Raw genomic sequence first — 26480 nt, forward strand, 5'->3', positions numbered from 1 at the left:
TTATAGGCTATTCGTCGAGCGTTTCCAGCGAGCGGCCCTTGGTCTCGACAATAAAAGGGAGCAAGAATAGCCCGACAAGGGGGACGCAGCCGACAATCACGAGGGCGCGGAAGGCGGCATCCAGCCCCTGCTGTGCGATCACCCCGACCAGAAACGGCCCGGCGGCGGCGATAATGCGCCCGATATTGTAGGTAAAGCCTGCGCCCGTGCCCCGCAGGCGGGTCGGGAAGAGCTCGGGGAGGTAGTAGGTAAAGCTGCCGAAAACGCCAAAGACGGTCAGGCCGATCGGGAAGTAGCCGTAGAGCCGGGTCGCGCCGGTCCAGGGGAAGGCAAAGGTGCCGATAATGCTGGCCGCGCCCAAGACAAAGTAGATCGCAAACATCGCCCGGCGGCCCATGAGCTTGGCGACCGGCACGGTGAGCAGGGTCCCGATCAGCCCGCCGGCGCAGAAGCTCACCAGGGCGATCGACTTCCAGCTCTCGACCAGCGCCTGGGTGGCGGGCTTGTCGAGGCCCTGGAGCTTGGCCTGTGCTCCCGCCATCTGCGAGGCGATCACCGATGCAAACGTGTTACAGCTCCACCAGGTGAGGAGCGCGACCAGGGCCATCGCCATCCCGCCGAGGGTCGCGCGGCGCAGCTCGGGGGTGAAGAGCTCGCGAATCGTGGGGCTCTTCTTCTCGCCCGCCACTTCCTGCCACTTCTCGGGCTCCTTGATGAACATGCGGATCACAAAGGCGACAATCGCAGGCAACAAACCGCAGGCAAAGACCCAGCGCCAGCTGGTCTCGGGGCTGTCTTTGAGCAGGCCCCCAACAATATAGAAGCGCATGGCATCCGCGGCGAGCAGGCCCAGGGGTGCCGATGTGTAGAGCAGCGCTCCGGCCTCGACACGGCGCTTCTCGGGGACCACCTCGGCCACCATCGCCGCACCCGCCGCCCACTCGCCGCCGATCCCAAAGGCCACAAAGACCCGGCAGAGGAGCAGCACCCAGATATTGGGTGCCAGCGCGCACATCGCCGTCCCCACGGAGTAGAGCAGCATGGTGAGGAGTAGCGTCTTCGTGCGCCCGAGCTTGTCGGTGATGCGCCCAAAGAGCACGCCGCCAATCGCCCAGAAGATCAGCAGGAGCGAGCCCATGATCCCGTTCCAGTACGGCACCGACGCCTTGGCCTCCGGGCTGCCAATGGCTTGGCCGAGCAGCACCGGGATCGCCTTATCCGCCACGAGGGCGTAGAGCAGCCCATCAAAGATATCAAAGCCCCACCCCAGCCACGCGGCAAAGAGCACGGTCCACTGGTAGCCGTTCATGTCCAGAAAACGCCGTCGTCCATCCATGCCGGGCATTATAGCGGAAAATCGCGGGTGGTCTGGTCGGGGAGGGCTTGGTAGATGTGGCGCTCGGGCATTTGCAGGGCGGTGAGGGGGCCGCTGCGGCACGCACCCGTGTCGATCCCTATCTGCCATGCGGAGACATCAGGCTCCGTTGTCGGGGTGTGGCCGTGGATCGTGAGTCGCCCCGAGCGGTCGGCGTACTCTAAAAACTCCCAGCGAATCCAGAGGAGAGTATCAGGGTGAGTGTCTTCGACGGGCTTGCCGCGCTCGGTGCCGGCGTGCACCCACACGCAGTGCGCCAGCTCGGGGAAGCGCTCGGTGGGGGCTTTCCAGTAGGTCTTGAGGAGCGAGAAGTAGCGGGCCAGGTCATCGGGGCACTCGCGCGCAAAGCAGGCGGGGGGATCGCGCTCCCAGCTGTGCATGGTCTCGATCCCCCCGTTGCGAAACCAGTCGTAGTCATCGTAGGCGATGCGGCAGGGATGCTTTCCGGTGAGGTAGGCCGACGCCATGTCCTCGTGGTTGCCCCAGAGCAAGACCGTGCGCTCCGGTGCGGCATCGTACTCGGCCAGCAGGCGGTTCACCACCCCGCGTGAGTCCGGGCCACGGTCGATCGCATCGCCCAGAAAGACTGTCACGTCCTCCGGCCCCCGTGGGAGCGCCGCCAGGAGCGTGTCCAGCCGCGCGGCCATCCCATGAATATCGCCAATTGCCCAGACCGATGCCATGGCCTAGTATACGGTCAAAGCCCCTGAAGCGTCGGCAGAGCGGCTTCCCACTGCTCCCGGAACGCGAGGTAGGCCGCGCCGCGCTCGGTCTGGAAGCGCTGGCGCAGGGCGGTGAGGCTCGTGCGCTGGCTCCGGCTGGGGCGCAGGCGGCGCTTTTTCTCCTGGAGCAGGCTGCGGAGCCAGAGGCGCAGGATATCGAGGTCGTGGACCGTCCCCAGAATCGTTTGCAGCTCCGCGACCGTGGTCTTGAGGGCCTTTTGGGTCTCGGGGACGCGGCTGACGGTGAAGCGCAGGCGCTTGACGGCGATCCGCAGGTCGTGGAGCTCGGCGATATTTTTGGGGTCGCGGATGGGCGTGTCGAAGGCGAGGACGAGCTGTGCGGCGGTGTGGACCTCGGCGTGGGTGGCGGCGGGCTCGCTGTCGGGGGCGAGGGCGGGAACTCCTTGAACCTGCTCGGCGCACTTGAGCCAGTCACGGGCGGCATCGCGGCGGCAGACCCGCTTGAGCGCTTGCCGTCGCCGCTTTTGCAGGACCTTTCCCGCAAACGCCAGCCCGACGCGCTCTGGTTCCGTTGCGGTGAGTGCGGCCTGGGTCAAGAGCTCCTGCTGGGCATCCAGGTCCCGCACCGAGCCCAGCGCACGGGTGAGGGTCTTGGTGTTGTCGAGCAGGCGCAGGCGGAGCTTCTTGGGGAGAGCAGCCGTGGAGAGGGGAAGGACAACCCGCAGACGGCGCCCGGTGGTGCGGGCCTTCTTCAGCGCGACCGGATCGCCCTTCAGTGCCAGGGGCAGTGCGGCGGTCAGGCGCTCGATAAGTGTCGTGATGGGTTCCATAGCGCAGTGTACCGTGTGTGCCCGGACAACACAGAGGCCCGGACAGATTTGCCCGGACAACGAGTGTCCGGGCTTGAGAAGACGACGGCTGCCTTCGCAGCCAATCATACGAGGCGAAGCCAAACCAATACACTGGGCACGAAGGTGCCCGTAGCCCTTTTAAGCCCGAAGACTCGTTCTTCGGGCCTAAATCGTTCCTCGGCCGAGACCGTAACCAATCCACGCCGCTCTGCGTTATTCTCCCCATGAGTACAGACAAACGTTTTTCGACCTCCGAGCGCGCCTTGGTCGCCATCGGTGTTATCGTGCCGTCGCTGGTGCTGGCCGGGGTGGCGATCAATGCCCGCCTCAATGAGATCCCGCCGCTGGTCTTGCCCCAGCGCGTCATGCCGGTTCCCAATGCCCACGATACCCTGCGAGTCGCTAAGACGCAGGAGATTGGCAAGCAAGGCGAGGCGGAGACTGCCCCGCGGGAGGGCAAGTATGTCCAGCCGCTAGAGGACCGAAAGGCGCTCCTCGCCGCCAATGCGCGTGCGATTGCGACGGTTCGGGCGGCGCTGGAGCAGGAGTACCAGCAGCCCCTCACCTACGACATGACCCAGACCTTCCCCGAGTACGCCGAGGATCGGGAGCTGGCACGGATGCTCGCGTTTGCGTCGCACACCTACGCCGACCTGGGCAACTACCCCGAGGCCGCCCGCTGCGCCACCGATGCGATCGCGCTGGGCGTGAAGATTCCCCGCGGCAGCTCGCTGATCGGGATGCTGGTGGGAATCGCCTGCGAGGGGATCGGGCGCAAGGCGCTCGCCGATGTCGCTCCCAAGCTCGATGCCGCAACTCTCAAAGCCACGCTAGAGCGGCTGGATCGGCTCGATACCCGGCGTTGGCCACTGGCGGAGACATTTGAAGTGGAGCACCTGTGGAGCCAGAAAACCATCCGTGATCTGGCAAAGATGGGGCCTGGGGAGCTCGCCAAGAGCTTAGGGATGGATCCCACCAATGAGAACCGCTGGCTGAGCTGGCGGCTGATGCTCACGCCCAAGCGCTTGGCCGCAGATAACAATGACCGCTACTACGCCAAGCTCATCGCGATCGTCAAGCAGCCGTATCGAAAAGCCGTGGGCACGGCACGGGAGCCCCATGGGAGCGATCCGAATAGCGATCCGATCAATGAGATTCTGAAACCCGCTTTTTGGCAAACTCAGTTTGTCGTGGCACGCAACCGCACCGAGGCGAACCTGCTCCGGGCGCGCCTTACCTTCCAGCTTACCGGGAAGCCCGATCCACGTCTCACCGATCCGCTGGGACAAGATCAGCCGCTCAAGTGGAAAAAAGATGGTGGCAAGACCGTGTTCTACAGTGTGGGCCCGGATGGCGATGACGACGGCGGTCGTGCGGGCGTGCCCACGGAGCCCGGTCGGAGTAGCGTGGCGCGAGGGCGTGTCTTAAACATCGACGATGAGGGCGATCTGGTGGATGGGGTCAATACGTTCTAGTGGGTTGGGCTTGTGATAAAATGCCGTGCACTACGCTGGCACCGGCGCCACGAAAAGGGTTTTGTGGAGCAGGAAAATGGGTGACAGCAGAGCGTTTTTGAGTCTGACACGGGAAGCGCCGAAAAAGCGCGCCGTGGGGGAGCGGGTAAAGGACTGGTCGGAGGTCTACCTTCCGATGGCCCCGGAGAAGCTGCGCGCCCAGGCGTCCCGCTGCATGGACTGCGGCGTCCCGTTCTGTCACAGCGGCTGTCCCCTAGGAAACCTCATCCCGGACTGGAACGACCTGGTCTACCGCGGCCGCTGGCGCGAGGCGCTCACCGCACTCCACGCCACCAACAACTTCCCCGAGTTCACCGGCCGGCTCTGCCCCGCGCCCTGTGAGGATGCCTGCGTCCTGGCGATCAACGACAAGGCCGTGACCATCAAGACGGTTGAGCAGCGCATTATCGACCATGGCTTCGACGAGGGCTGGGTGGTCGCGGAGCCCCCGCAGAGCCGCACGGGCAAGCGGGTCGCCATTATCGGCAGTGGCCCGGCGGGGCTGGCGGCGGCGCAGCAGCTGAATCGTGCGGGGCACTGGGTGACGGTGTTCGAGCGCGACGACCGCCTCGGGGGGCTGATGCGCTACGGAATCCCGGACTTCAAGATGGACAAGGCCGTGCTCGACCGCCGCCTCGCCCAGCTGGAGGAAGAGGGGATTATCTTCTGCACCAACGCCACTGTCGGGGAGAACGTGACGGTCACCGAGCTGCGCCGGGACTTCGATGCGGTCCTGCTCTGCACGGGCGCGCTGGCGCCGCGCATCCTGGAGCTGCCCGGTGTCGAGCTAAATGGGGTGCACTACGCGATGGACTACCTCGTGCCCCAGAACAAGCGCAACGCCGGCGACGAAATCCCGGTGATCGATGCGGCGGGCAAGCACGTGGTGATTATCGGCGGCGGCGACACGGGCGCGGACTGCTACGGCACGGCGCTCCGGCAGGGCGCGGCCTCGGTGACCCAGTTCCAGATCCACCCCGAGCCGCCTCTCGACATGCCCGAGCTCAACCCCTGGTGGCCGCAGCCCGCGCACATCCTCAAGAACGGCCCCGCCCACGAGGAGGGCGGCGAGCGCGCCTGGGGCATCCACACGACCCACTTCGAGGGCGATGAGAACGGCAATGTCAAGTCCCTGCACGCGGTCCAGGTGGAGCGGATCGAGCGCGCGGAGGGTGGCCGCCGCGTGGTTGCCGTCCCCGGCTCCGAGACCGTCTTCCCCGCCGACCTGGTGCTGATCGCGATCGGCTACAACGGCCCGGAGCGCACGCTCCTGACGCAGTTTGGGCTGGAGCTCGACCAGCGCGGCAATGTCAAGACCGACGAGGACTACATGTCCGTCAATGTCCCCGCGGTCTTTGCCGCAGGCGACTCGCGCCGGGGCCAGAGCCTGATTGTCTGGGCCATCGCCGAGGGCCGCGAGGCCGCGCATGGCGTGGATCAGTACCTGATGGGGGTCTCCAAGCTGCCGCGCACGAGCGTGAAGTAGGTCTACAGACGGATACGCCCTCCGCAAAATCCACCCTGCGCCCGATGCGGGAACCTCGTGGTGTCGCCTAGAATAGAGACATCATGAGGACAGCGAGTTTTGAGAGTGCGGTCTTGCCCCACCGCGAGAACCTGATGCGCTTTGCACTGCACCTGACGCACGACACGGCAGATGCGCAGGACCTAGTGCAGGACACCCTGCTACGTGCCTACACCCGCTTTCACCAGCTGCGCACCCAGGACGCCACCCTGGCGTGGCTGCGCTGCATCCTGCGGAGCATCTTCCTCCATAAAATCCAGCGCAAGCGCCGCGACCGTGAGGGCACCTACGAGATCGCGGAGTGGGAGTCCACCCGTGAGTTTGTCGGCCCGGAGAAGCGCGCCATCGACGGTGTCGAGGCCACGACGGTCTTGGACGCTGTGCAGACCCTCCCGGCAGGCTACCGCGATGTCCTGCTGCTCACCCTCGCCGAGCTGAGCTACAACGAGATTGTCGAACGCACCGGCCTGCCCATGGCGACCGTCAAGGCCCGCATCCACCGCGCCCGCAAGATGGTACAAAAGCAGCTCGCGCTGGCGTAGGGGACATCATCCCCTAAGTCCCTCTTCCCGCGACGAAGGAGCCGCCCGGAGGGCACCCGGGGGAAGAGGGTCGCGCTCTAAGGCGCGGGGAGATGGCGCGAAGCGGCGACAGGGAACTCTTTTATCTGTTTGACAGGTACTAGAAAACGTGATAATCTGCACAGATGCAGGGCACCTTCACGGTACCCTGCTTTTTGTTGCCCGCAGGACACTAGGGAAGAAACAATGGCAAGCACAACCGCACAGCAACAAGCCGAGCCGAAGAAAAAGGCTCCTCGGCAGGGAGTTCAGGAGTACCTGAAGGGAGTCCAGCACGAGCTGAAGTCCCCCCAGACCCACTGGCCCAGCCGCCCCGAGATGATCAAGATGACCCAGATCGTCTTATTGCTCATTGCCGTAGTCGCGCTCTACTGCGGTGGACTCGACTCAATTTTGACGCAGCTCGCCGAGCGTGTGCTGCCGCATAAGTAGGAAGTTTTAAAGGACAGCACGATGCAGCGACACTGGTACGCGGTCCATACCTATTCGGGCCACGAGATGAAGGTCAAGATGACCATTGAGAAGCGCGCGGAGACAATGGGGCTCCGGCAGAAGCTTTTCCGCATCCTCGTGCCTACGGATACCGAGACCCGCAACCGCGGCGGTAAGAAGACAGAGTACAAGCGCAAGGTCTTTCCAGGCTACGTGCTGATCGACATGGTTCTGGACGACGACACCTGGTACCTCATCAAGAGCACCACGGGAGTCACCGGCTTTGTTTCGTCGGGAAACAAGCCCGTCCCGCTCCAGGACAAAGAGGTGCGCGATATCCTCGATGCCCTCGATCCCAACAACGCGGCCTCGCGGCCCAAGAAGATCTGGGAGAAGAACCAGGTGGTGCGGGTCAACTCCGGACCGTTTGCGGACTTCACCGGCAAGATCGAGGAGGTCAACGATCAAAAAGAGAAGGTCAAGGTCATGATCTCCCTCTTTGGTCGCGACACGCCGGTCGAGCTGGACTTCAACCAGATCGAAAAGATTTAGTTAGCCCCCCTTCCCCCATTCATGGGAGCGAGGGGGCTTGCTAAAGTAGGAGGCAGACCTCACTAAAAACCTGCCGCTAAAACTACGGAGAAGAAAAAATGGCTAAAAAAGTAGTGGGCGTCGTTAAGCTGGCGCTCAATGCAGGAAAAGCAACCCCTGCGCCTCCCGTTGGTCCGGCCCTTGGTGGGTACGGAATCAACATGATGGAGTTCATCAAGGGCTACAACGCGAAGACCGCCGACATGGTGGGCTCGATCGTCCCTGTCGTGATCACCATCTACGATGATCGCTCGTTTGTCTACGAGACCAAGACCCCGCCTGCCTCGGACCTGCTCAAGAAGGCAGCGGGCGTCCCCTCCGGTTCTGGCAAGCCCAACACCGTCAAGGTGGGCTCCATCACCAAGGGCCAGCTCAAGGAGATCGCGGAGAAGAAGCTCCCCGACCTCAACACCAATGATCTGGATGCCGCCATGCGGATTATCGAAGGCACAGCGCGCTCCATGGGCGTGACGATCACGGACTAACGGAGAAATCAATGCGAAAACAAGATCGAAAGCATATCGTCTCTGCGCGCTACAAGGCTGAGGTAGCCAAGGTCGACAAGGCCGCTGTCTACGAGCCGCTCGCCGCGCTTGAGCTGGTGAAGGCAACCTCCTCCACCAAGTTTGACTCGACCATCGATGTCGCCATCAACCTCGGGGTCGATCCTCGCCAGGGCGACCAGATGGTTCGTGGTACCACCGACCTGCCCCACGGCACGGGTAAGAGCCAGAAAGTGGCTGTCTTCGCCAAGGGGGCCAACGCCGAGGCCGCGACCGCTGCTGGAGCCGATGAAGTGGGTGCCGAGGAGCTGATCACCAAGATTCAGAACGGCTGGCGCGACTTCGACGTCCTCGTGGCCACCCCGGACATGATGCCCGCGGTCGGTAAGCTCGGTCGTCTGCTGGCGGCCCGCATGCCCAACCCCAAGTCTGGCACCGTGACCACGGATGTCGCCAAGGTTGTCACCGCGATCAAGAAGGCGACCCGCGTTGCCTACCGTGTGGACAAGGGCGGAATCATCCATGCCCCGATCGGCAAGGCCAGCTTCCCCGCCGAGCAGCTCCAGGAGAACCTGTCTGTCTTGGTCGGAACCCTGATCAAGGCCAAGCCCTCCAGCTCCAAGGGCCGCTACATCCAGAAGATCACCGTCTCCTCGTCGATGGGACCGGGGGTCAGTGTCGATGTGGCAGTCGCACAGCGCGGCGCCGACAAGTAGGCACCAAAAACCAAAAAGGCCCCCGGCGCAACCGCGCCGGGGGCCTTTTTTTAGTCGAAGCGAATCCCCAGCACGGTCAGCAAGAGCAAGAACGTGGTCAGCACCAAGGCCGCAACCGCTCCGATACTGGCTCCCGTGCGGGTCTTGCCGCCCAGGGTGCAGCTCAGGGCGATCAAGAGAGCAGGGATGCAGATATAGGTGGAGAGCATCGCGCCCCAGAGGATCGACTCTCGCCAGCCCATGCCACAGGTCGCGCTGACCAAGCAGAGAATCGCCACGAGGGCAAGCGCCGTGTTACGGGTCTGGGGGACCGCAAGGGCACACTCAGGGTCGGAGTGGCGCAGGGTGGTCGAGTAGAGAGGGAGCAGAAACAGCCCCGCTCCGCCTAAAAAGAGGCTTGTGGGTACAAGATAGGGGTTTGCGGTTGCGGCCCCAAGGGCGATGCTCGCCAATCCAAGCCCCGCCATCAGCTCACAGAGGCGGGCCTTCTCCCGCTGGGCGATGCCGCGCCCTAGCACATAGGCTCCTAGAATCGGTAGGAGATAGTCGCCCCAGTCGTAGTGGGGGGTCTCTCCAAAAAGTCGCCAGTGGATCAGCCCAACGACCAGTAGCATGGGCGGCAGTGCCCGGACAATCACAGTTCCTCGGTACATCTCGCGTCCTCCACTGCACAGGATAGCGGGAAAACGGGGGCAGTTGCAACAAAAAGCCCCGGAGAGCACGCTCTCCAGGGCTTTTTACAAGACGGGGCTAGGTTAGGCGGCGACCCGTAGCGGGGCTTCGTCGCTGCTCTCGTCCTCATCGTCCTCTAGGCCAAACGGCGAGAACGTGCTGTCGTCCTTGTCGCTGTCCTCTAGAGTGAGGCTGACAAGGGGCGTTGCGGCAGGAGCGGGCGCGGCGGTGGTGCTCTCCTCGTTGAAGAAGCTCAGGACGCTCTCTAGGCGGGTGGCCTCGGAGTCGCAGAGGTTGCGGATGCAGGCCTGCTTGTCCTGGGCGAGGGCGATCTCGTTCTCTTTTTCGGCGATCTTGCGCTGGAGCTCGGCGATCTCGCTCTCGGCAGCGGCGACTGTATCGTCGGTCTTCTTGCCCTGCGAGTCGGCGTACTGGTTGAGGGTCGTGCGCTTCTGGTCGGCATCGGCGACAATGCTGACACGGGTCGCTCCGATCGCGGTTCCCATCGCTCCCAGGGTCACCTGGACGGTCTGGCGCTTCATCTCCAGCGGCATGGCCGCGGGGAGCTGCTCTAGCATCGCGAGGGTCTGCTCTGCGGTGAAGGGGGCCGTGGGGACCTTGGCAAACTGGTAGATAGCCTGGAAGTCCAGAGTCTTATCGGCAGAGAGAGTGGGCGGCTCGGGGGCAACCAGGGGCTTTGGCGGCTCAACCGCGACGACAGGCGTGGGCGGAGCGGGTGCGGCCACGGGGGTAGCGGCAAGGCTAATCGGGGGAGCGACAGGCTCCAGAACATCGTCTTTTTTAGGTGTATTGCGTCCAAATAGCGACATGGTTTTCAATCCTTTGGGATGATCGTACACCGAGGATTATTGGCTCTTCCCTATCAAAATTACAGGGGTGAAAGAAAATAATTTTCGCCAGAGAGCGGGGCTCCACGTGATAAAATGGGGGCTTGTATGGCTTCTGAAAACCTCTCGGACCTGGCGGCAAAGTACAAGGATATTCCTTTTGATGATAGCCGCGTGGTCAAGTACAAAGAGACTCCTGGCTGGGAAGTGCTCCTCAAGACCGCTGCGGAGGTCAAGGTAGTGGACACGGAGCTGCGGGCTCTGATCGCGGAGATGGCCGATATCATGTACGCCGCGCACGGGGTGGGGCTGGCGGCTCCTCAGGTGGGGCAGAGCATTCGCCTGCTGGTCTACGATGCGGGAGCGGGGCTGAAGGTGCTCATCAATCCCCAGATCTCCAAGGCAAAGGGCGAGCAGTACGAGCCTGAGGAGGGCTGTCTCTCGATCCCTGGTCTGCGCGGTGTGGTCCGTCGCCCCAGCCAGATCTTTGTGCAGGCGCTCAATGGCAGCGGTCACCCCGTGCGCTTCAAGGCCCGTGATTTTGAGGCCCGGATTATCTGCCACGAGGTCGACCACCTCAATGGCATTCTCTTCACCGACCTCGCCGATCCCAAGACCCTCCACATGCTCACGCCCGAGGAGCAGGCCTCCGAGCGCGCTCCTGCCGAGTAGCATCTTAGATCGCCCCGGTTAGAGCGGGGCGTCAACGAGCGCTTCGCGCTGGGAAGGGCTTCGCCCATAAAATATTCGGGATGGCCGAAGGCCTTTGCGGCGGAGCTTGCGACGCCCGTTGACGCCCCGCTCTAACCGGGGCGATCTAATGGAGGGCGATAGAATTCAGCATGCGTGTTATCTTCTTTGGAACCTCTCCCTTTGCGGTGCCGACCCTGCAAGCGCTTCATGACAGTGCCCACACGGTTCTTGCCGTCGTGACCCAGCCGGATCGGCCGGCGGGGCGTGGGATGCAGCTGGCGGAGTCTGCGGTCAAGAAAGCGGCGCGCGCACTGGGCTACGAGACCGTCTTGCAGCCCGAGAGAGTGCGCCGCAAGCCCTTCCCCGAGGAGCTGGCGGCGCTGGAGCCGGATGCGCTGGTCGTGGTCAGCTTTGGGCAGATTATTCCGCAGCGGGTGCTGGATATCCCACGACACGGCGGCATCAATGTGCACGCCTCGCTCCTGCCTCGCTGGCGGGGTGCGGCTCCGATCCACCGTGCGATCATGGCGGGCGATACTGAGACCGGGGTCGCGACCATGCGGATGGAGGCGACTCTCGATACCGGGCCGGTCTTTCTAGAGGCGCGCCTTCCGATCACCCCTGATGATACGACGCTTCTCTTGGAGCCTCGCCTGGCGGAGGCGGGGGCGCTGCTCTTGGTGCAGACCTTGGATCGCCTTGAGCAGGAGCCTGGCTGGGAGCCGACGCCGCAGCGGGAGGAAGGCATGACCTACGCTACCATGCTCACCCGTGAGGACGGCTTTCTGGACCCGACTGCGGAGAGCGCGGCGCTCTTGGCCAATCGCGTCCGTGCTCTCACCCCTCGTCCGGCGGGCGTGCTCCTGCTGGTGGGGAAAGAAGTGAAGGTCTTGGAGGCGCAGGTCCTGCAGGGTGAGGAGCAAGATGTCCCGGGGACCGTGGTGGCGCTCACCAAGGCGGGGATAGAGCTGGCAACCCTCGCAGGGCGCCTGCGCCTTGTGACCGTGCAGCCGGTGGGCAAGCCCGTGATGGCGGCGGCGGCGTATGCGAATGGTGCGCGGCTCAGGCTCGGGGACCTCGCGAGCCGCCCATAAGATTTTTTCTACAAAGAAGGAATCGCCGTGCCGACGTTGTATAATAGGCTGGCATCCTTGTCAGTTGTGCTTACAGGATCAGTTGTGCCGAAAGGAATCGAGTTTGAAGATGCGTGTCCTTAGCCGCCGTCTCGTGCGCTTTACCGCCGCCGCCGTTGTGGGCGGCATGGCACTTGCTGCCGCTCTGGCTCAGGAGGGGGACGCTACCGTTGCGTTTACCCTGTTCAAAGGTGAGGAAAACTCGGTGACCCTGGGGAGCTGGGGTAGTGGCCGCGCCGAGGCCAGTCGGGGAGACAATGGGAAAGTGCTCATGGGCGACTACTCCATTAAAGTCACCACGCATGGCACCTACCAGGGTGGGCGAATCGACTTTGCCAAGCCCGTGGACCTGAGCGCAGCCCTTGCCAACCCCCGTTGCTACCTGCGCATGCGTGCCAGCTTCAATGCTACCCAGGAGGTTGTCGATCTCTCCGGGTTTGGACAGAAGAAGGCTGCGGCGGCATTCGAGCACATGCGCTTTCTTTTTATCATGGCCGATGGCTCCCAGTACGAGGTGGTTCGTCCCCTCGATATCCCGCCCAGTGAGGACCCGGACTCCTATGTTCCCGTGACCATGCCGCTCTTGGCCCTGAAGAAGGCGGCCAAGAAGCCTCTCTCGGGCAATGGCGCGCGGCTCGCCTCACTGGTGATCAGTGGGGATAAGTTCGACTCCTTCTACGTGGGGGAGATGGATATCCTGACCGACGACACCGAGATCAGTGTCGCGGATCTGGAGGACCAGATCGCCTTTGCGGACAACGAGACCACGTTTGTGGGAGACGCCGAGGGCGGTGCAAGCACCCTGAAGTTCTCCTGGGACTGGGACGCGAGCGATGGAATTCAGGAAGACGACACAGGACGCATCGTCAAGCATGTCTTCCCGGCACGTATCTTCCGTGGTGGTGAGCAGATTCACAAGACAGTCGTCACGCTGACGGTCTCCGATGTGGACGGGGTCAAGAAGCCCATGACAAAGACCCTGGCTCTTGAAATAGGACGTTAGCGTCTCTTCAGGATGGCTTCGTCCGAGACCCCAACACAGCCCCTCTCTTCCTCCCAACCAGGTCGGCTCCCGGCCTGGTTGGAGGCAATGCGACCCAAGCAGTGGGTCAAGAATGTCCTTCTCTTTGCAGGGCTTCTCTTCACACAAGACCAGCAGCACGCCCCCCTCCACTGGGTAAAGGCGATCGCAGCATTCTTCCTCTTTTGTTTCCTCTCCGGCCTGACCTACTATGTCAACGATCTCCTCGATGTTGAGGCGGATCGCCAGCACCCGAAAAAGCGCTTTCGACCGATCGCCTCAGGGCGTCTGCCTCTGGGCGTGGCTCGGGTTATGGCGGGACTGGGAATCCCTGCCCTCCTAGTCGCGGCCCGGCTCTTGGAGTACGACCTAAGCGGCTGGCCCGCCTGGAAGTTCTTTACGGCTGCCAGTCTCTATCTGGTTGTCACGCTTTGCTACTCTTTTGTTCTAAAGCATCTTGTGATTGTCGATGTCTTGGTCCTGGCATCCCTCTTTGTCATCCGTGCGGTCGCGGGGGCCTTTGTGATCAACGTCCCCATCTCCGAGTGGCTCCTGCTCTGCACGCTCCTGCTCGCGCTTTTCCTTGGGCTCTCCAAGCGCCGCGGTGAGCTGGTTGCCCTCGGGAGCGCCTCTCCGACACGAGCGATCCTCAAAGAGTACAGCCTGCCCATGCTGGAGCAGATGATCACCATTGTCGCCTCTGCCTGTGTGATGTCCTACACCCTCTACACGTTTTTTTCCAAGTCGCAGAACGGCCAGAGCCGCCCGTACTTGATGGCGACCATCCCCTTCGTGATCTACGGGCTCTTTCGCTACCTCTATCTCTCCCACAAAAAAGGCATGGGGGAGGCACCGGAGGCGACCCTGGTGGAGGACAAGGCGCTACTGGTCAATATCCTGCTCTGGGCACTGGTCGCCCTGATCGTCTTGCGCCTTTAGTCTCACGCTTCAGGTACAATGCCCCGATATGTCTGCTTACGAGAGTTTACTAGAACGTCTTTCTGAGCTGGGCCACCTAGGGCACGCGGCGGCGCTCCTCGGGTGGGACCAGCAGTGCTACATGCCCGCCGGTGGTGCCCTCGCACGGGCCAATGCCATGGGGGCGATGGGAAAGCTCCTGCACGAGCGCTTCACCGACGAAGCCACGGGGAGTCTGCTGGCGCAGGCCGAGGCCGAGGGGGCCGAAGAGGGCTCCGATAGAGCGCTCACCCTGCGGGCTGTACGCCGCGACTACGACAAGTCGGTCAAGCTTCCTACAGCGCTCGTGGCGAGCCTGGCACGGGAGACCGCTCTGGGCCACGAGGTCTGGGTGAAGGCGCGCCAGGACAACGACTTCGCCCACTTCTCCCCGACCCTGGAGAAGCTCCTGGATCTCTCCCGCCAGGTGGCCGATCACCTGGGGCACGGCGGGTGTCGCTACGATGCCCTCCTCGATCAGTACGAGCCCGGGGCGACCACCGAGCAAGTGGCGACAGTCTTTGCGGAGGTGCGCGATGGCCTCCTCCCGCTGATGGAGATCATCCGTGAGGGCGAGCAGGTCGATAACTCGTGCCTCAAGCGCGGCTTTGATGAGGCAAACCAGCTTGCCTTTACTGAGTATGTCGCCAAGAAGCTGGGCTTTGACTTCAACCACGGGCGCCAAGACAAGGCGGTCCATCCGTTCTGTCAGGGCCTGCACCGCACCGATGTTCGGATCACGACCCGGGTGGAGACCAACTGGCTGCCCTGTGCGCTCATGGGGACGATCCACGAGGCGGGCCATGGGATGTACGAGCAGGGCTTCGATCCCAAGGACGACGATACCCCGCTCTCGGGGGCGGCGAGCTTGGCGTTCCATGAGTCCCAGTCGCGGCTCTGGGAGAATGTGATTGGGCGCTCACGGACCTTCTGGAATGTCTTCTACCCGGGGCTCCAGCGCTACTTCCCCGGGGTCCTCTCTGATATCGACATCCACCAGTTCTACCGCGCGATCAACCATGTCGAGCCGTCGCTGGTGCGCGTTGAGGCCGATGAGGTGACCTACTGCCTGCACATCTTCCTACGCTTCGAGCTGGAGCAGGAGCTCGTGGCGGGAACCCTGGCGGTGAAGGACCTCCCCGATGCCTGGAACGCCAAGATGCAGAGCTACCTGGGGATTACCCCGCCCAGCGACTCTCTGGGCTGCCTCCAGGATGTCCACTGGTCCGGGGGGATGTTTGGCTACTTCCCGACCTATGCACTGGGGACCATGCTCTCCGCGCAGCTCTTTGAGAAGGCGCTGACGAGCCAGCCTGGCCTGGAGGGGGCTCTCACCCGAGGCGACTACGCGCCGCTCTTGGAGTGGCTCCGCGAGAATGTGCATCGTCCGGGGCGGCGCTACCTGCCCGGCGAGCTGACCGAGCGCATCTGTGGAGAGCCGCTCTCCGCCAAGCCCTTTATCCGCTACCTGCACAATAAGTACCGTGAGATCTACTTTGCCGAGCGCCGTCAGCGCAAGCGTATTTTATAGACAATGAAGATTATTGATACCCACCAGCACCTCTGGGACCGGGCGCGCTTCGACTTGCCCTGGCTGGAGACCGCGACCGAGCCCCTGAGCAAGAGCCACACGCCCGAGGACTACGCGCGTGCGACCGCCGGGCTGGGGATTGCGGCGACGATCTACATGGAGGTCGATGTTCGCCCCGACCAGCGGGAGGCGGAGGCGCGCTATGTCCTGGGGCTGTGCGACGATCCCCAGAACCCGATGGTGGGCGCGGTGGTGGGTGGTGACCCGGCGGCGAGCGATTTTTACGGCTATCTCGACAAGATCGCGCACCCGCACCTCAAGGGGGTGCGGCAGGTGCTCCATGGTGGGCTACCGCAGGGCTACTGCCTCCAGCCGGCGTTTGTGGCGGGCGTGCAGGAGCTGGGGAGGCGCGGGCTGTGCTTCGATCTGTGCCTGCGCCCCGATGAGCTCACCGATGGTGCTGCGCTGGCCCGCTCCTGCCCGGAGACGCGCTTTGTGCTGGACCACTGCGGCAACGCGCCGGTCACGGGCACGCCGGCTCAGCTTGAGGCGTGGCGACAAGGGCTAGAGCAGGTCGCGGCCTGCCCCAACACGATCGTGAAGCTCTCCGGGATTATCGCGGGAACCCAGCCGGGTGTTGATTTTGTGGAGCAGCTGGCTCCCTGCATCCACCACACTCTGACGACCTTTGGGCCAGAGCGGGTGATCTTTGCCAGCGACTGGCCGGTCTGCACGCTCCGTGCGAGCCTCGCCGAGTGGGTCGCGACCCTCAAGACCCTTGTCGCCTCCCTTCCCGACACCGAGCAACAGAAGCTCTTCTGGGAGAACGCCACCCGTTTCTATGGGCTAGGATAGGCTCTCCTGTGGGCCTTGGGGGAGCTGGCTGACACGCTCTAGGCGCAGCAGAAGGACCTCGCGCTTGGCACGCTCCAGCGGGGTCTCATCCTGGCTCCCGATCCGCAAGCGCCCTTGTAGAGACCGGCACGCCCCGAGGAGCAGCTCCGCTTTTTCCCTCTCGCCGCGATCCGCCGCCCGGGCCGCATGGCGCTGGAACATCGTCCCTAGCTGCAAAAAGAGCATCTCCGGGGCGTAGGGGACACTGTAGTCCCGCAGGAGGGCTGTCTCCAGGACCACGGTCTCCTTGGGCAGGCAGGCGAGCTGCTCCGCGGCGGTCATGGGCTGGTTGGCGTAGAGGAGCTTGAGAACCTCCTCGTAGCGCTGGTAGAGGATCCGCTGGCTCTCGCGGACGGTGCCAGCGTGTGGTGTTGCTGTCTGGTGCTGGTAGAGCGCGACCGCCACCAAGGCCAGGGTCGTGCTGCTCAGCTGTAGAAATAGAGTCCCGCGGGGGATCTTCATTGGCGTCTCTCCTTCAATCCACTCCAGCCCCGTGGGGCTGTACTGAGAAATCAAGGGATCGCCGGGGGATATTACAGGCAAAGGGAGCGATATAATACTTTTGTGAGAATCACCCCCCTTTTGTTTTGTCTGCCCCTCGTTGCTCTAACAGGGTGCCTTAAGTTTAAATCGACCGGCCCCACCCCGACTCCTGGCCCGACGCCTGCGCCCAAACCGCCCACTTTTGACCTGACCAAGGTGCAGCCCGATGAGCTCGGGAAGATCCCGGTCATCATGTACCATGACATCGGCAAGAGCGGGAAGAACACGCCGCTGGACCGCACGGTGGCATCGTTTGAGAAAGACCTGGAGCTCCTCTACGAGAAGGGGTTCTACCCGGTGACCGCGGCCGATATTGTCGCCAACCGGCTGGATGTGCCGCTGGGCAAGACCCCGGTGGCGCTTACCTTCGACGATGCTCGCAAGACACAGTTTGGGCTGATCCAGACCGACCAGGGGCCGCAGGTCGATCCCAACTGTGCGCTGGGGGTGATGGAGCGCTTTGTCAAGGCGCACCCGGACTGGAAGGTGAGTGCGACCTTCTTTGTCTTGCCAAAGTCCAAAGTCACCAATGAGTCGTTTGGGCAGACCGGGATGGGAAAAGACAAGATTGCCTATCTCCTGAAAAATGGCTGTGAGATCGCAAACCACTCGACCCTGCACAAGAGCTTCGCCGACTACACCGCCGCGCAGATCCAAGAGGAGATCGGGGGTGCCGACAAGCTGGTCACCGACCTCAACCCCGAGGTGAAGCTGGAGACCTTCGCCCTGCCGATGGGCAAGTACCCACGCAACAAGGCGCTCTGGCCGCTGCTGCTCAAGGGGACCTACAATGGCCACAGCTACTCCTACAAGGCCGCCTTCGACGCCGCCTGGCGCCCGATTCCTTCCCCGGCATCGGTGAAGTTCAACCCGCTCCGGCTAGAGCGCATCAACTCGATCGATGGCCTCAATGGAATTCGCTACTGGGTCGAGAAGCTCACGGCTCCGGGCGGAGGCCGCTACATCTCCGATGGCGACCCCAGCTGGGTGAGCTTCCCCAAGGCCAAGGAGGCCGAGCTGGCACGCGAGCGGGTGGAGAAGCAGGGCAAGCAGCTCAATGCCTACGAGAGCCAGGGCATCCAAGGGGCAGGGGGAAAGCCGATCGTGCCCGCCTCGAAATAGCCTAGAGTGGAAAAATCCACCTGAACAGTCTCTTAGCCTCCTGCGTCCTTACCCTCAGACTACCGATGATGAAGAGCGGAGGAGGCTGTCATGAGTCGTTTACAAGATGTTGCACTGTGTTCGGGGCGTGAGGTGACTACGTCGCGCCGGGAGTTCCTGAGCCGGACGGGGCTAGGAATCGGGGGGCTGGCGCTCTCGGCGCTCTTTGCGAGTGAGGCGAAGGCCGATACCGGAAATGCGCTCACCGCCGCCAAGAAAGCGCCGCTGCCGGCGAAGGCCCGGCATGTCATCCATATCTTCGCCTCCGGGGCACCGTCGCACCTGGACACCTTCGACCCCAAGCCCGGCATGGAGAAGTTCCGTGGGCAGACCGTCTCTGGGGCCAGCGGCGTGATCTTTCCCACCCCCTTCAAGTTCCAGAAGTGCGGCCAGAGCGGGCTGGAGATCAGCGAGCTCTTTCCCAACCTCCAGAAGTGCGCCGATGACCTGTGCGTGATTCGCTCGATGAAGACCGACATCCCCGCGCACCCAGTGGCCGCCAAGATGATGAACACCGGCTCGACCCAGCTGGTCAAGCCGAGCCTGGGGAGCTGGGTGCTCTACGGCCTGGGCACCGACAACCAGGACCTGCCGGGCTTTGTGACGCTGGGAGGGAGCCCGGAGTGGCGCCAGTCGGCGTTTCTGCCCAGCCCGTTCCAGGGAACCCGCGCGGACTTCGCGCCCGGCAAGCCCGTGGATAAGGTGCTCCTGAACCTCAAGAATGAGTTTAGCTCCGCCGAGGCGCAGCGCATGCAGCTCGACCTGGCCCGGCAGCTCAATGGCAACCATAGCGCCAAGTTCCAGCATGACGAGCAGCTAGAGGCGCGGATCGACTCCTTTGAGCTCGCCTTTAAGATGCAGACCGCCGCGACCGATGCCTTCGATATCACCAAGGAGCCCGCCGCCGTGCGCGCCAAGTACGGGACCTCGGACTTTGCGGGCAAGCTACTCTGCGCCCGGCGCCTGGTGGAGCGGGGCGTCCGCTTTGTCCAGGTCGAGATTGGGGGCTGGGACCACCACCAGCAGCTTGTCCAGAGCCTCAATCGAAAGGGCGGCGAGATGGACCAGCCGGTCGCGGCACTGATCGCGGACCTGAAGGAGCGTGGCCTGCTGGAGTCTACCCTCGTGATCTGGGGCGGTGAGTTTGGGCGCACCCCGACCACAGCGGGTAGCATCAACGACCAGTCCGGCCGCGACCACCACTCGCGCTGCTTCTCCGCGTTTATGGCCGGCGGGGGAGTTAAGGGCGGAATGCACTACGGCGAGACCGATGAGCTGGGGATGAATATCGCCGCCAACCCGGTCCATGTCCACGACTTCCACGCCACTATCCTGCGGGTCCTGGGCTTCGACCACACCAAGCTGACCTACCGCTACAACGGGCGTGACTTCCGCCTGACCGACAACTATGGGAACATTGTCAATGAAATTCTGGCTTAAAAATCCTCCCCGCTGGGCCGGGGTTGGCGGAGCCGTGGCCCTAGCGCTGGCCGCGGGGGCGCAGAAGCCCACGCCAAAGCCCCAAGCGCTCACCCCGGAGCAGACACAGTTCTTCGAGGCGAAGATTCGTCCGATCCTCACGGGCAAGTGCGCCCCCTGTCACGTGGATGGGGTCGCGCGCGGCGGGCTCTCACTGGACTTTCGCGAGTCCTGGCAGCGCGGCGGCGGAAGTGGCCCCGCGGTTGTCGCCGGAGACCCGGACAAGAGCCTGCTGATCCAGCGGGTGAAGAGCACGGGGGCGCCCATGCCGCCCGGAGGTAGGCTCTCCGCCAGCGAGCTCGCCGCCCTGGAGGCCTGGGTGAAGATGGGCGCGCCGGACCCACGCAGCGCCACGGACGTAAAGACGACCTCAAAAATGACGGGAATTACGGACAAGGCGCGCCGTCACTGGGCCTTTCAGCCCGTGGAGCGCCCCGCGATCCCCAAGGTAAAGAACGCGGCCTGGGTGAAGAACCCCATCGATAGCTTTGTGCTGGCAAAGCTCGAAGCCAGTGGCATGGTACCAACCGCGCCCGCGAGCCGCGCCGCGCTGATCCGCCGTGCCTACTACGATGTGATAGGGATGCCCCCCACGGTCGACGAGGTCCGGGCGTTTCTGGCCGACAAGAGCCCCACTGCCTGGGAGAAGGTGGTCGATACGCTCCTGGCATCGCCGCACTACGGCGAGCGCTGGGGACGGCACTGGCTCGATACCGCGCGCTACTCGGACACCACCGGCGCGACCCAAGTGGGCCAGAACCGCTTCTCGGACTTCCGCTACGCCAATGCCTGGACCTACCGGGACTGGGTGATCGGGGCACTCAACAAGGACATGCCCTACAACGAGTTCCTGATGGCGCAGCTGGCCGCGGATCAGATTCTCACCACCAAAGACGACCCTGCACAGCTGGCGGCTCTGGGCTTTCTGACAGTGGGGAAGCGCTTTACGGATAAGAACGACCTGATCGACGAGCGCATCGACACGGTGACCAAGGCGACGATGGGCGTGACGGTTGCCTGTGCGCGCTGCCACGACCATAAGTTCGACCCGATCCCCACGGCCGACTACTACTCGCTCTATGGCATCTTTAGCTCGATCGACGAGCCGGAGGTGGGGCCGGAGATTCCCGGTAGCGGCGATCCCGATAAGCGCGCCGACTACGAGGCGCAGGAAAAAGTGCTCCTGGATAAGGGCAGGGTCGCCTACTACGAGTATGTTGGGGAGCACCTGGAGGCCTTCCAGAAGAAGGCCGCCGGCTACCTGATGCTGGCAACCGCCAATGTACGCTCCAAAGAAGGCAGTGAGCTGGCTGAGAAGTACGGGATCAATCCGTCCAATATCCGCGAGCGAGACATGCTACGCATCCTGCAGCAGGGGGTTCGTAGTAGCAAGGACACGCCCCAGATTCTGGCACCCTTCAACCTGCTCCAGCGCCTCCCCGAGAGCAGCTTCGCCAGCCAGTACGCCGTGGCGATCGGGAAGATGCTGGGGACCGCCCCCACGCCCGCAGCACCCGTCGGGCGCTTTGCTCGCCAGCGCGCCGCCCAAGCACCACGAGCCGGGGCCAATATCCCCGTGATGAAGCTCAATCCCCTTGTCGCCAAGGAGCTGGCAAGCCTCAAGCCCCGCTCGATCGCCGATGTGGCGGAGGCCTACGGGCGGATCTTCGCCAAGGTGGGGGAGCAGCGCGCGGCCTATATCGAGGCCCGTAAGAGGAACCAGGTGCTGAGTGTCGATAGCGCGACCGCACAGCTCATCGAGTTCCCCCTTGGCCTCCCGCCCGCCTCCCAGTTTAGCTCGGTGACCAACCTGCGCAAGCTGGCGGAGCGCTTCCGCGCCGATAACCGCGCCGCCGCACGCTTCCCCTTCGACGACCTCAACCGCCTCCAGCTCACGCACCCCGGCGCACCGGGGCATGCCATGGTGGTGGAGGATGTGGAGGAGCCCAAGGACGCGCGCATCCTGATCCGGGGAGAGAAGCAGCGCCCCGGCGATATCGTTCCGCGCCAGGTCTTTGCGCTCTGCACGCCGGGCTCGACACCGCAGCCCATTAAAGCGGGCTCGGGGCGCCTGGAGCTGGCACGGGCAATCGCGGCACCATCGAACCCCCTGACCGCACGCGTGCTGGTCAACCGGGTCTGGATGCACCACTTCGGGGCGGCGTTTGTCCGCACCCCCGATGATCTGGGCAACATGAGCGAGAAGCCTAGCCACCCCGAGCTGCTGGACTGGCTGGCGACCCACTTTATGGAGACGGGCTGGAGCCTCAAGAAGCTCCATAAGTGGATCCTGCTCTCCAACACCTACCAGCAGGGCACCGAGACCAACGCGGCCTACGAGAAAAAAGACCCCGCCAACCGGCTCCTCTGGCGCGCCAACCTGCGGCGCCTGGACTTTGAGTCGATCCGGGACACAATGGTGGCGCTCACGGGCAAGCTCGACCCGACTCTGGGAGGCAAGCCGGTGAATATCACCGATGAGCCGTATATCTACCGCCGCTCGGTCTATGGCTATATCGACCGCCTCTTCCTCTCGGACTTGCTGACCCAGTTCGATGTGAGCGATCCGACCATGGCCAACACGGGACGTATCTCGACCATTGTCCCGCAGCAAGCGCTCTTCTTCATGAACAGTGCGATGGCGGTCGATGTGGCGCGGCAGGTGGTGGCCCGCGAGGAAGTCGGGAAGGCCCAGAGCGATGAAGAAAAAATTCGCTCGATCTACCTGATCCTCTACCAGCGCTCCCCCAAGCCTGAGGAGATCCAGGCGGGCCTGGGATTCCTTAGCAAGATCGGTGCGACAGCACAAGGCCCCGAGACCCCCGCTGCTACCGCAACGGGTAAGGGCCGCCTCCAACGACGGCCCGTGGTCAAGACTCCCGCAAAGAAGGGAATGGGGGTCGGCAAGTTCGCCCCGATCCGTAACAACACCGAGATGGTGGAGCGCAAGCCTCTTGATAGCTGGGAGCTCTACACGCAGGCACTGCTCTGCTCCAATGAGTTTGTCTACGTCAGCTAGAGTAAGCCCGTACCAAAAAACGAAGGCCGGGAGCGATGCTCCCGGCTTTTTTTCCTGTACACTCAGAGCACGATGAGGGCTAAGAGACAGATTCTGGTAGCCGTGGTCTTAGTGTTGGCTGGCGGCGGCGTAGCCGTTTCTCAGTGGATCGGCGCGGAGCCGTCGCAGGGGCCCGAAGACGATCTGGCCGGATTTCGCCCCTTTCGTCCTAACGATCCCTGGAATACCCCGGTCACAAAGGCGCCCGTGGACCCAAGCTCTGATGCGATCGTGGCGACCATTGGCCTCGACCGTCCCCTCCATCCCGACTTTGGCGCGAGCTATCGGCTCCGGCCCCATGGGATTCCCTACAACGTGGTTGGCCCCCAGACAAAGCGTGTGCCGGTAGACTTTTACTATCCGGCGGAGAGTGACCTCGCCGACTATCCTCTCCCTGAAAAGGTGCGCATCGAAGGCGGGGAGAAGGGCACCGGGGATCGCCATGTTCTGCTGGTGGACCGGCAGGAAGCGAGGCTCTATGAGCTCTTTGATGCCCACCGCAAGCCCGACGGTCGCTGGAAGGCGGGCTCGGGGGCGATCTTTGACCTCCGTAACAACACGAAGAGGCCACAGGGCTGGACCAGCGCCGATGCCGCCGGTCTGCCGATCTTCCCAGGCTTGGCCCGCTACGATGAAGTTGCCCGTGGCGAGATCGCCCATGCCCTTCGCTTCACGGTTGTACGGACACGCGCCGCGTCTGTTCCTCCCGCAACCCATAAAGCGAGCCGTCTTACCGATCCAAATCTGCCGCCGATGGGCATGCGGGTGCGGCTCAAGGCGAGTATCCCCATCGACGATCTCCCGCCCCAGGCACGGGTGATCGCCCGCGCCCTCAAGACCTATGGAATGCTCCTCGCCGATAACGGAGGTGACTGGTTTATCTCAGGGACCCCCGATCGGCGCTGGGACGATCACGATATCGCGTCCCTGAAGCGTCTCCGTGGGCGGGATTTTGAAGTTGTGAAGCTCGGGTGGCCTTTAGATAATCTCTCTATATCCCCATAATAAGGCCATGCCACAGACGGTTCCGGTACTGTATGAGATCGAGATCAATATCACACGTCTGCTGGGCGCAAGCTTGACCCTGCTGGCAGACACCGCACTCTTTGTGCGCCAGCCCCTTCCTGTGGTCTCTCCTGCGGAGCTCGCCGATGCTGTGCGAGACCTGGAGGGGCGCAATCGCTCCCTCGTGCTGGATGGCTCGCTCGGGGAGGACGTGATGCTGACGATGCAGCGCAATGCGACCCGAATCCTACAGCTTGGTGTCTTGGCACGGGTACGACAGCACTTGCAGCGGAGCATGGAGCTCCTCTCCGAGGAAGAGCGGCTCGTGATTATCCGCCTCCTGGGACCCGCCGCGGACTCGGTTTTTTTGCTGGGGACACGCCTCCTAGCCGCCCTGATCGAGCCACCTGTCTCGGAGCCGATCCGGCTGGATACGTTTACCTGGGAGATGCTCATGGTAGATGGGGCCTTCCAGATCGCGCGGGAGGAGCTGACACGCAATCGCGCTCTCGGACGGGAGGGGCGGCGGGCGGCCCGAGCAACTCTCTGGGCGCTCCAAGTGGCGCGGGATGCCTTTCTGGTGATCGGGAGCCGTTAAAAGTCGGAACTCTACGACCCGGTTTGTGGTAGAAAGAGGAATGACAAAAGATACGCGACAGGGGCTGATTCTCGAAGGGCCACTGGCAAAAGGTGTCTTTTTAGTCGCGATGCCCTCCGTGGCGATGATGCTAGTCCAGACCTTCAATGGGTTTCTGGATCGCTTCTTTGTCAGTAAGCTCGGCCCCGAGGCGATCGCGGCGGTCACGATCTGTACCTCGTGGATGTGGCTGATCCTCGCCGCCGCGATGGCGGTCTCCACGGGGACAACCGCGCTCGTGGGCCGCTTTATCGGCGCGGGCAAGACCGGCGACTCCGAGCATGCCGCTCGCTCGCTCCACGATGCCGCCTCCGCGACGCGCCAGTCTATCGTCCTCAGCCTGCTGATCTCCGTGGTCGTGGGCGGGATTTTGATTGCCTTTCGCCACCCGCTCATGGTGCTTCAGGGCCTCGATGCCCATGCCCTCCCCCTCGCGGAGCCGTACTTGCTGGTCCTGGCGCTGGGGCAGCCCGTGCAGTTTCTGGTGATGATCCTCGGCGGTGTCTTCCGTGGCCTCGGTGATACGACCCGGCCGTTCTATGTCACCCTGGGCTCGGTGGCGGTGCATGCGGTGGGCAATGCGATCCTGATTCCCCGGATTGGGATTGTCGGTGGTGCCCTCGCGCTGATTGCCTCGCAGGTGCTGGCGCTGGCGCTGACGGTCTACTTCCTCCGGCGGAGCCCGGTGGCGGCGGGGCTGGGCGGCCCGTGGCGCCTCGACACCACCTGGGCATGGCGCATCCTCAAGATCGGCCTGCTCGCTGCGCTCCAGCAGCTAATCCGTGTGGGCTCGATGCTGGTCTTCCAGGGAATGCTGGCACGCTCGGCGGCGGGAAGCGCGGCCGTGGCGGCTCTGGGAGTCGGGCTCTTGTTTGAGTCGATCGCCTTCATGCCCGGCTTTGGCTACTCGATTGCATCGTCGGCGTTTGTAGGCCAGAACCTGGGGGCGGGCAATGTCAAGCGCGCCAACGCCGGTGCCTGGGCCGCGACCTGGCAGGCGATCGCGGTGATGAGCGTCATGGGCGTGGTCTGCTATGTCTTTGCCCAGCCCTTTGCCCAGATCTTTCTCCAGCACGGCACCGACTCGGCGCAGAACGACCGCGCCGACGAGACCCTGCGCCTGGCGGTGGCCTACCTCAAGATCGCCGCGCTCTCAGAGCCGTTTCTGGCGCTGGGAATGGGCCTCGTGGGGGCGCTCCAAGGCGCGGGGGAGACCCTCAGCCCGACCCTGCTGACCGCGGTCGCCATGATCGTCGTCCGCCTGCCGCTGGCCTGGTACCTCCTCAACCACTTCGGCCTCAACGGTGCCTGGTGGGCCATGAGCCTCTCGACCATGCTCCAAGGCGTGCTTGTGGTGATTGTCTTCCGCCAAGGCCGCTGGCGCACGGTCCGTGTCTAGCGCGCGCAAAAGATGACCCGCGCCGAGTATTTCCGCTTTCGCACCCACGCCTCCGGCCTCACCGACGACGAGCTGATCCACTTCGACTGGTTTGCCCGGGCAGCGATGGACGGTAGCTGGTCTTACTGGGTCCCTGCGGACGAGGCCGCGCTTCACATGAACCTGCCGTTTCAGCCCCACACCATGACCGATGCGGAGCTGATCGCACGGATAGACAGGTGGGAGGCGGCGGGACTGTTTCAAAGAAACGACGAAGACCCTAGCTGCTTTATGCTCACCCCCGTGGGTGGGGCACTCTGGGCCGCCGAGCGCCTGCCGGTCTGGGAGCGCTACTATCGCGTGGATTTCTACAGCGGCGCACAGCGCTTTATGGTCACGGCACCCGACCAAGAGATCGCTCGCAAGCAGCTACGTAGCGCGATTGCCCGTGGCTACATCCGCTCGCACAAACGCCCCAAAACCTACCGCCTCCGTCGCTGGCCCGACGAAGACTTCCCGTGGCCACGCTTCAAGCAAGCCTGGCAGCGACAAATCCGCGTCAAGCACGGCATGGACACGTTCCCGGACTGGGAGCGCCTGGAAACAGACCGCGTGGGCTGGAGTCGCCCCGTGGAGCTGATCGCGCTACGGCTTAGCGAAAAATTGCCTTGGCCCGAGCCCAGACTGTGAACGACCCGG

Annotated in this window: 26 protein-coding genes; 20 read left to right on the forward strand and 6 right to left on the reverse strand. The window is 63.4% G+C overall.

Going from position 1 to position 26480, the window contains the following annotated elements; genetic code table 11:
* Positions 1 to 7: 7 nt before the first annotated feature.
* The 3 genes from HNQ39_RS02225 to HNQ39_RS02235 are packed head-to-tail and all read right to left on the reverse strand — an operon-like array spanning position 8 to position 2888.
* Positions 8 to 1336, reverse strand: coding sequence for an MFS transporter (locus HNQ39_RS02225; protein WP_184192324.1), 1329 nt, complete (start codon positions 1334 to 1336; stop codon positions 8 to 10).
* Positions 1337 to 1344: 8 nt separating this feature from the next.
* A complete protein-coding gene (locus HNQ39_RS02230) occupies positions 1345 to 2058 on the reverse strand; it encodes a metallophosphoesterase (RefSeq protein ID WP_184192325.1) in 714 nt (237 codons plus the stop codon).
* 14 nt (positions 2059 to 2072) lie between these two features.
* Entirely contained in the window at positions 2073 to 2888 is an 816-nt protein-coding gene (locus tag HNQ39_RS02235) for a CHAD domain-containing protein (protein ID WP_184192326.1), read from the reverse strand.
* A gap of 245 nt (positions 2889 to 3133) precedes the next feature.
* Here HNQ39_RS02235 and HNQ39_RS02240 point away from each other — a divergent pair, with 245 nt between their 5' ends.
* From HNQ39_RS02240 to rplA, 7 genes are all read left to right on the forward strand, one after another.
* On the forward strand, positions 3134 to 4384 hold the full coding sequence (locus HNQ39_RS02240; protein WP_184192327.1) for a hypothetical protein: 1251 nt from the start codon (positions 3134 to 3136) through the stop codon (positions 4382 to 4384).
* 76 nt (positions 4385 to 4460) lie between these two features.
* Positions 4461 to 5909: a glutamate synthase small subunit gene (locus HNQ39_RS02245; protein ID WP_184192328.1), complete on the forward strand. Its 1449-nt coding sequence runs from the start codon at positions 4461 to 4463 to the stop codon at positions 5907 to 5909.
* An 83-nt stretch (positions 5910 to 5992) separates the two neighbouring features.
* Positions 5993 to 6490, forward strand: a complete 498-nt coding sequence (locus HNQ39_RS02250) for an RNA polymerase sigma factor (RefSeq protein WP_184192329.1) — start codon at positions 5993 to 5995, stop codon at positions 6488 to 6490.
* A gap of 225 nt (positions 6491 to 6715) precedes the next feature.
* The gene (secE, locus tag HNQ39_RS02255; protein ID WP_184192330.1) at positions 6716 to 6961 is read left to right on the forward strand and encodes a preprotein translocase subunit SecE; all 246 of its coding nucleotides are present in this window, start codon (positions 6716 to 6718) and stop codon (positions 6959 to 6961) included.
* A 21-nt stretch (positions 6962 to 6982) separates the two neighbouring features.
* A complete protein-coding gene (gene nusG / locus HNQ39_RS02260; protein ID WP_184192331.1) occupies positions 6983 to 7513 on the forward strand; it encodes a transcription termination/antitermination protein NusG in 531 nt (176 codons plus the stop codon).
* A gap of 98 nt (positions 7514 to 7611) precedes the next feature.
* Positions 7612 to 8037 carry a 50S ribosomal protein L11 gene (gene rplK / locus HNQ39_RS02265; protein ID WP_184192332.1) on the forward strand — a complete coding sequence of 142 codons (426 nt, stop codon included), beginning with the start codon at positions 7612 to 7614 and terminating at the stop codon, positions 8035 to 8037.
* A gap of 11 nt (positions 8038 to 8048) precedes the next feature.
* Positions 8049 to 8771: a 50S ribosomal protein L1 gene (rplA, locus tag HNQ39_RS02270; RefSeq protein ID WP_184192333.1), complete on the forward strand. Its 723-nt coding sequence runs from the start codon at positions 8049 to 8051 to the stop codon at positions 8769 to 8771.
* A 50-nt stretch (positions 8772 to 8821) separates the two neighbouring features.
* Here the strand turns inward: rplA and HNQ39_RS02275 are convergent, their stop codons facing one another.
* Both HNQ39_RS02275 and HNQ39_RS02280 read right to left on the reverse strand, forming a co-directional pair.
* Complete coding sequence (locus tag HNQ39_RS02275; protein WP_184192334.1) at positions 8822 to 9424, reverse strand: hypothetical protein; 603 nt, start codon at positions 9422 to 9424, stop codon at positions 8822 to 8824.
* Between the two features lie 102 nt (positions 9425 to 9526).
* Positions 9527 to 10273 carry a hypothetical protein gene (locus HNQ39_RS02280; RefSeq protein WP_184192335.1) on the reverse strand — a complete coding sequence of 249 codons (747 nt, stop codon included), beginning with the start codon at positions 10271 to 10273 and terminating at the stop codon, positions 9527 to 9529.
* A 126-nt stretch (positions 10274 to 10399) separates the two neighbouring features.
* Between HNQ39_RS02280 and def the strand changes: the two genes are divergently transcribed.
* The 6 genes from def (at position 10400) to HNQ39_RS02310 (ending at position 16481) form a co-directional block, all read left to right on the forward strand.
* Positions 10400 to 10963, forward strand: coding sequence for a peptide deformylase (gene def, locus HNQ39_RS02285; protein ID WP_184192336.1), 564 nt, complete (start codon positions 10400 to 10402; stop codon positions 10961 to 10963).
* Positions 10964 to 11133: 170 nt separating this feature from the next.
* Positions 11134 to 12078 carry a methionyl-tRNA formyltransferase gene (gene fmt / locus HNQ39_RS02290; protein ID WP_184192337.1) on the forward strand — a complete coding sequence of 315 codons (945 nt, stop codon included), beginning with the start codon at positions 11134 to 11136 and terminating at the stop codon, positions 12076 to 12078.
* A gap of 109 nt (positions 12079 to 12187) precedes the next feature.
* The gene (locus HNQ39_RS02295; protein WP_184192338.1) at positions 12188 to 13120 is read left to right on the forward strand and encodes a hypothetical protein; all 933 of its coding nucleotides are present in this window, start codon (positions 12188 to 12190) and stop codon (positions 13118 to 13120) included.
* A gap of 12 nt (positions 13121 to 13132) precedes the next feature.
* Positions 13133 to 14077 (forward strand): decaprenyl-phosphate phosphoribosyltransferase, encoded by a 945-nt coding sequence (locus HNQ39_RS02300; protein WP_184192339.1) that lies wholly within the window; start codon positions 13133 to 13135, stop codon positions 14075 to 14077.
* Between the two features lie 28 nt (positions 14078 to 14105).
* Positions 14106 to 15626: a carboxypeptidase M32 gene (locus tag HNQ39_RS02305; protein ID WP_184192340.1), complete on the forward strand. Its 1521-nt coding sequence runs from the start codon at positions 14106 to 14108 to the stop codon at positions 15624 to 15626.
* Positions 15627 to 15629: 3 nt separating this feature from the next.
* On the forward strand, positions 15630 to 16481 hold the full coding sequence (locus HNQ39_RS02310; RefSeq protein WP_184192341.1) for an amidohydrolase family protein: 852 nt from the start codon (positions 15630 to 15632) through the stop codon (positions 16479 to 16481).
* Here the strand turns inward: HNQ39_RS02310 and HNQ39_RS02315 are convergent.
* Positions 16473 to 16982 carry a hypothetical protein gene (locus HNQ39_RS02315; RefSeq protein ID WP_184192342.1) on the reverse strand — a complete coding sequence of 170 codons (510 nt, stop codon included), beginning with the start codon at positions 16980 to 16982 and terminating at the stop codon, positions 16473 to 16475. The genes HNQ39_RS02310 and HNQ39_RS02315 overlap by 9 nt on opposite strands.
* Before the next feature lie 102 nt (positions 16983 to 17084).
* Here HNQ39_RS02315 and HNQ39_RS02320 point away from each other — a divergent pair, with 102 nt between their 5' ends.
* The 7 genes from HNQ39_RS02320 (at position 17085) to HNQ39_RS02350 (ending at position 26471) form a co-directional block, all read left to right on the forward strand.
* The gene (locus HNQ39_RS02320; RefSeq protein WP_184192343.1) at positions 17085 to 18185 is read left to right on the forward strand and encodes a polysaccharide deacetylase family protein; all 1101 of its coding nucleotides are present in this window, start codon (positions 17085 to 17087) and stop codon (positions 18183 to 18185) included.
* 90 nt (positions 18186 to 18275) lie between these two features.
* On the forward strand, positions 18276 to 19664 hold the full coding sequence (locus HNQ39_RS02325) for a DUF1501 domain-containing protein (protein ID WP_184192344.1): 1389 nt from the start codon (positions 18276 to 18278) through the stop codon (positions 19662 to 19664).
* Positions 19648 to 22722 (forward strand): PSD1 and planctomycete cytochrome C domain-containing protein, encoded by a 3075-nt coding sequence (locus HNQ39_RS02330; protein WP_184192345.1) that lies wholly within the window; start codon positions 19648 to 19650, stop codon positions 22720 to 22722. The genes HNQ39_RS02325 and HNQ39_RS02330 overlap by 17 nt, the downstream gene beginning before the upstream one ends.
* A gap of 72 nt (positions 22723 to 22794) precedes the next feature.
* Entirely contained in the window at positions 22795 to 23766 is a 972-nt protein-coding gene (locus HNQ39_RS02335; RefSeq protein WP_184192346.1) for a hypothetical protein, read from the forward strand.
* 7 nt (positions 23767 to 23773) lie between these two features.
* Positions 23774 to 24364 carry a hypothetical protein gene (locus HNQ39_RS02340; RefSeq protein ID WP_184192347.1) on the forward strand — a complete coding sequence of 197 codons (591 nt, stop codon included), beginning with the start codon at positions 23774 to 23776 and terminating at the stop codon, positions 24362 to 24364.
* A gap of 40 nt (positions 24365 to 24404) precedes the next feature.
* Positions 24405 to 25802 carry an MATE family efflux transporter gene (locus HNQ39_RS02345; protein ID WP_184192348.1) on the forward strand — a complete coding sequence of 466 codons (1398 nt, stop codon included), beginning with the start codon at positions 24405 to 24407 and terminating at the stop codon, positions 25800 to 25802.
* A gap of 12 nt (positions 25803 to 25814) precedes the next feature.
* Complete coding sequence (locus tag HNQ39_RS02350; RefSeq protein ID WP_184192349.1) at positions 25815 to 26471, forward strand: hypothetical protein; 657 nt, start codon at positions 25815 to 25817, stop codon at positions 26469 to 26471.
* Positions 26472 to 26480: the final 9 nt, after the last annotated feature.

Origin of the sequence: Armatimonas rosea, from assembly GCF_014202505.1 — a bacterium.
Classification (GTDB): domain Bacteria; phylum Armatimonadota; class Armatimonadia; order Armatimonadales; family Armatimonadaceae; genus Armatimonas; species Armatimonas rosea.

What these genes read in the sequence shown, in the direction of transcription:
- rplA (WP_184192333.1), top strand. Translation starts at nt 8,049, where the DNA reads ATGCGAAAACAAGATCGAAAGCATATCGTCTCTGCGCGCTACAAGGCT.
- HNQ39_RS02245 (WP_184192328.1), top strand. Translation starts at nt 4,461, where the DNA reads ATGGGTGACAGCAGAGCGTTTTTGAGTCTGACACGGGAAGCGCCGAAA.
- HNQ39_RS02295 (WP_184192338.1), top strand. Translation starts at nt 12,188, where the DNA reads ATGCGTGTCCTTAGCCGCCGTCTCGTGCGCTTTACCGCCGCCGCCGTT.
- HNQ39_RS02305 (WP_184192340.1), top strand. Translation starts at nt 14,106, where the DNA reads ATGTCTGCTTACGAGAGTTTACTAGAACGTCTTTCTGAGCTGGGCCAC.
- secE (WP_184192330.1), top strand. Translation starts at nt 6,716, where the DNA reads ATGGCAAGCACAACCGCACAGCAACAAGCCGAGCCGAAGAAAAAGGCT.
- HNQ39_RS02275 (WP_184192334.1), bottom strand. Translation starts at nt 9,424, where the DNA reads ATGTACCGAGGAACTGTGATTGTCCGGGCACTGCCGCCCATGCTACTG.
- HNQ39_RS02330 (WP_184192345.1), top strand. Translation starts at nt 19,648, where the DNA reads ATGAAATTCTGGCTTAAAAATCCTCCCCGCTGGGCCGGGGTTGGCGGA.
- HNQ39_RS02280 (WP_184192335.1), bottom strand. Translation starts at nt 10,273, where the DNA reads ATGTCGCTATTTGGACGCAATACACCTAAAAAAGACGATGTTCTGGAG.
- def (WP_184192336.1), top strand. Translation starts at nt 10,400, where the DNA reads ATGGCTTCTGAAAACCTCTCGGACCTGGCGGCAAAGTACAAGGATATT.
- HNQ39_RS02315 (WP_184192342.1), bottom strand. Translation starts at nt 16,982, where the DNA reads ATGAAGATCCCCCGCGGGACTCTATTTCTACAGCTGAGCAGCACGACC.
- HNQ39_RS02350 (WP_184192349.1), top strand. Translation starts at nt 25,815, where the DNA reads ATGACCCGCGCCGAGTATTTCCGCTTTCGCACCCACGCCTCCGGCCTC.
- fmt (WP_184192337.1), top strand. Translation starts at nt 11,134, where the DNA reads ATGCGTGTTATCTTCTTTGGAACCTCTCCCTTTGCGGTGCCGACCCTG.
- nusG (WP_184192331.1), top strand. Translation starts at nt 6,983, where the DNA reads ATGCAGCGACACTGGTACGCGGTCCATACCTATTCGGGCCACGAGATG.
- HNQ39_RS02325 (WP_184192344.1), top strand. Translation starts at nt 18,276, where the DNA reads ATGAGTCGTTTACAAGATGTTGCACTGTGTTCGGGGCGTGAGGTGACT.
- rplK (WP_184192332.1), top strand. Translation starts at nt 7,612, where the DNA reads ATGGCTAAAAAAGTAGTGGGCGTCGTTAAGCTGGCGCTCAATGCAGGA.
- HNQ39_RS02235 (WP_184192326.1), bottom strand. Translation starts at nt 2,888, where the DNA reads ATGGAACCCATCACGACACTTATCGAGCGCCTGACCGCCGCACTGCCC.
- HNQ39_RS02250 (WP_184192329.1), top strand. Translation starts at nt 5,993, where the DNA reads ATGAGGACAGCGAGTTTTGAGAGTGCGGTCTTGCCCCACCGCGAGAAC.
- HNQ39_RS02335 (WP_184192346.1), top strand. Translation starts at nt 22,795, where the DNA reads ATGAGGGCTAAGAGACAGATTCTGGTAGCCGTGGTCTTAGTGTTGGCT.
- HNQ39_RS02310 (WP_184192341.1), top strand. Translation starts at nt 15,630, where the DNA reads ATGAAGATTATTGATACCCACCAGCACCTCTGGGACCGGGCGCGCTTC.
- HNQ39_RS02340 (WP_184192347.1), top strand. Translation starts at nt 23,774, where the DNA reads ATGCCACAGACGGTTCCGGTACTGTATGAGATCGAGATCAATATCACA.
- HNQ39_RS02240 (WP_184192327.1), top strand. Translation starts at nt 3,134, where the DNA reads ATGAGTACAGACAAACGTTTTTCGACCTCCGAGCGCGCCTTGGTCGCC.
- HNQ39_RS02225 (WP_184192324.1), bottom strand. Translation starts at nt 1,336, where the DNA reads ATGGATGGACGACGGCGTTTTCTGGACATGAACGGCTACCAGTGGACC.
- HNQ39_RS02230 (WP_184192325.1), bottom strand. Translation starts at nt 2,058, where the DNA reads ATGGCATCGGTCTGGGCAATTGGCGATATTCATGGGATGGCCGCGCGG.
- HNQ39_RS02345 (WP_184192348.1), top strand. Translation starts at nt 24,405, where the DNA reads ATGACAAAAGATACGCGACAGGGGCTGATTCTCGAAGGGCCACTGGCA.
- HNQ39_RS02300 (WP_184192339.1), top strand. Translation starts at nt 13,133, where the DNA reads ATGGCTTCGTCCGAGACCCCAACACAGCCCCTCTCTTCCTCCCAACCA.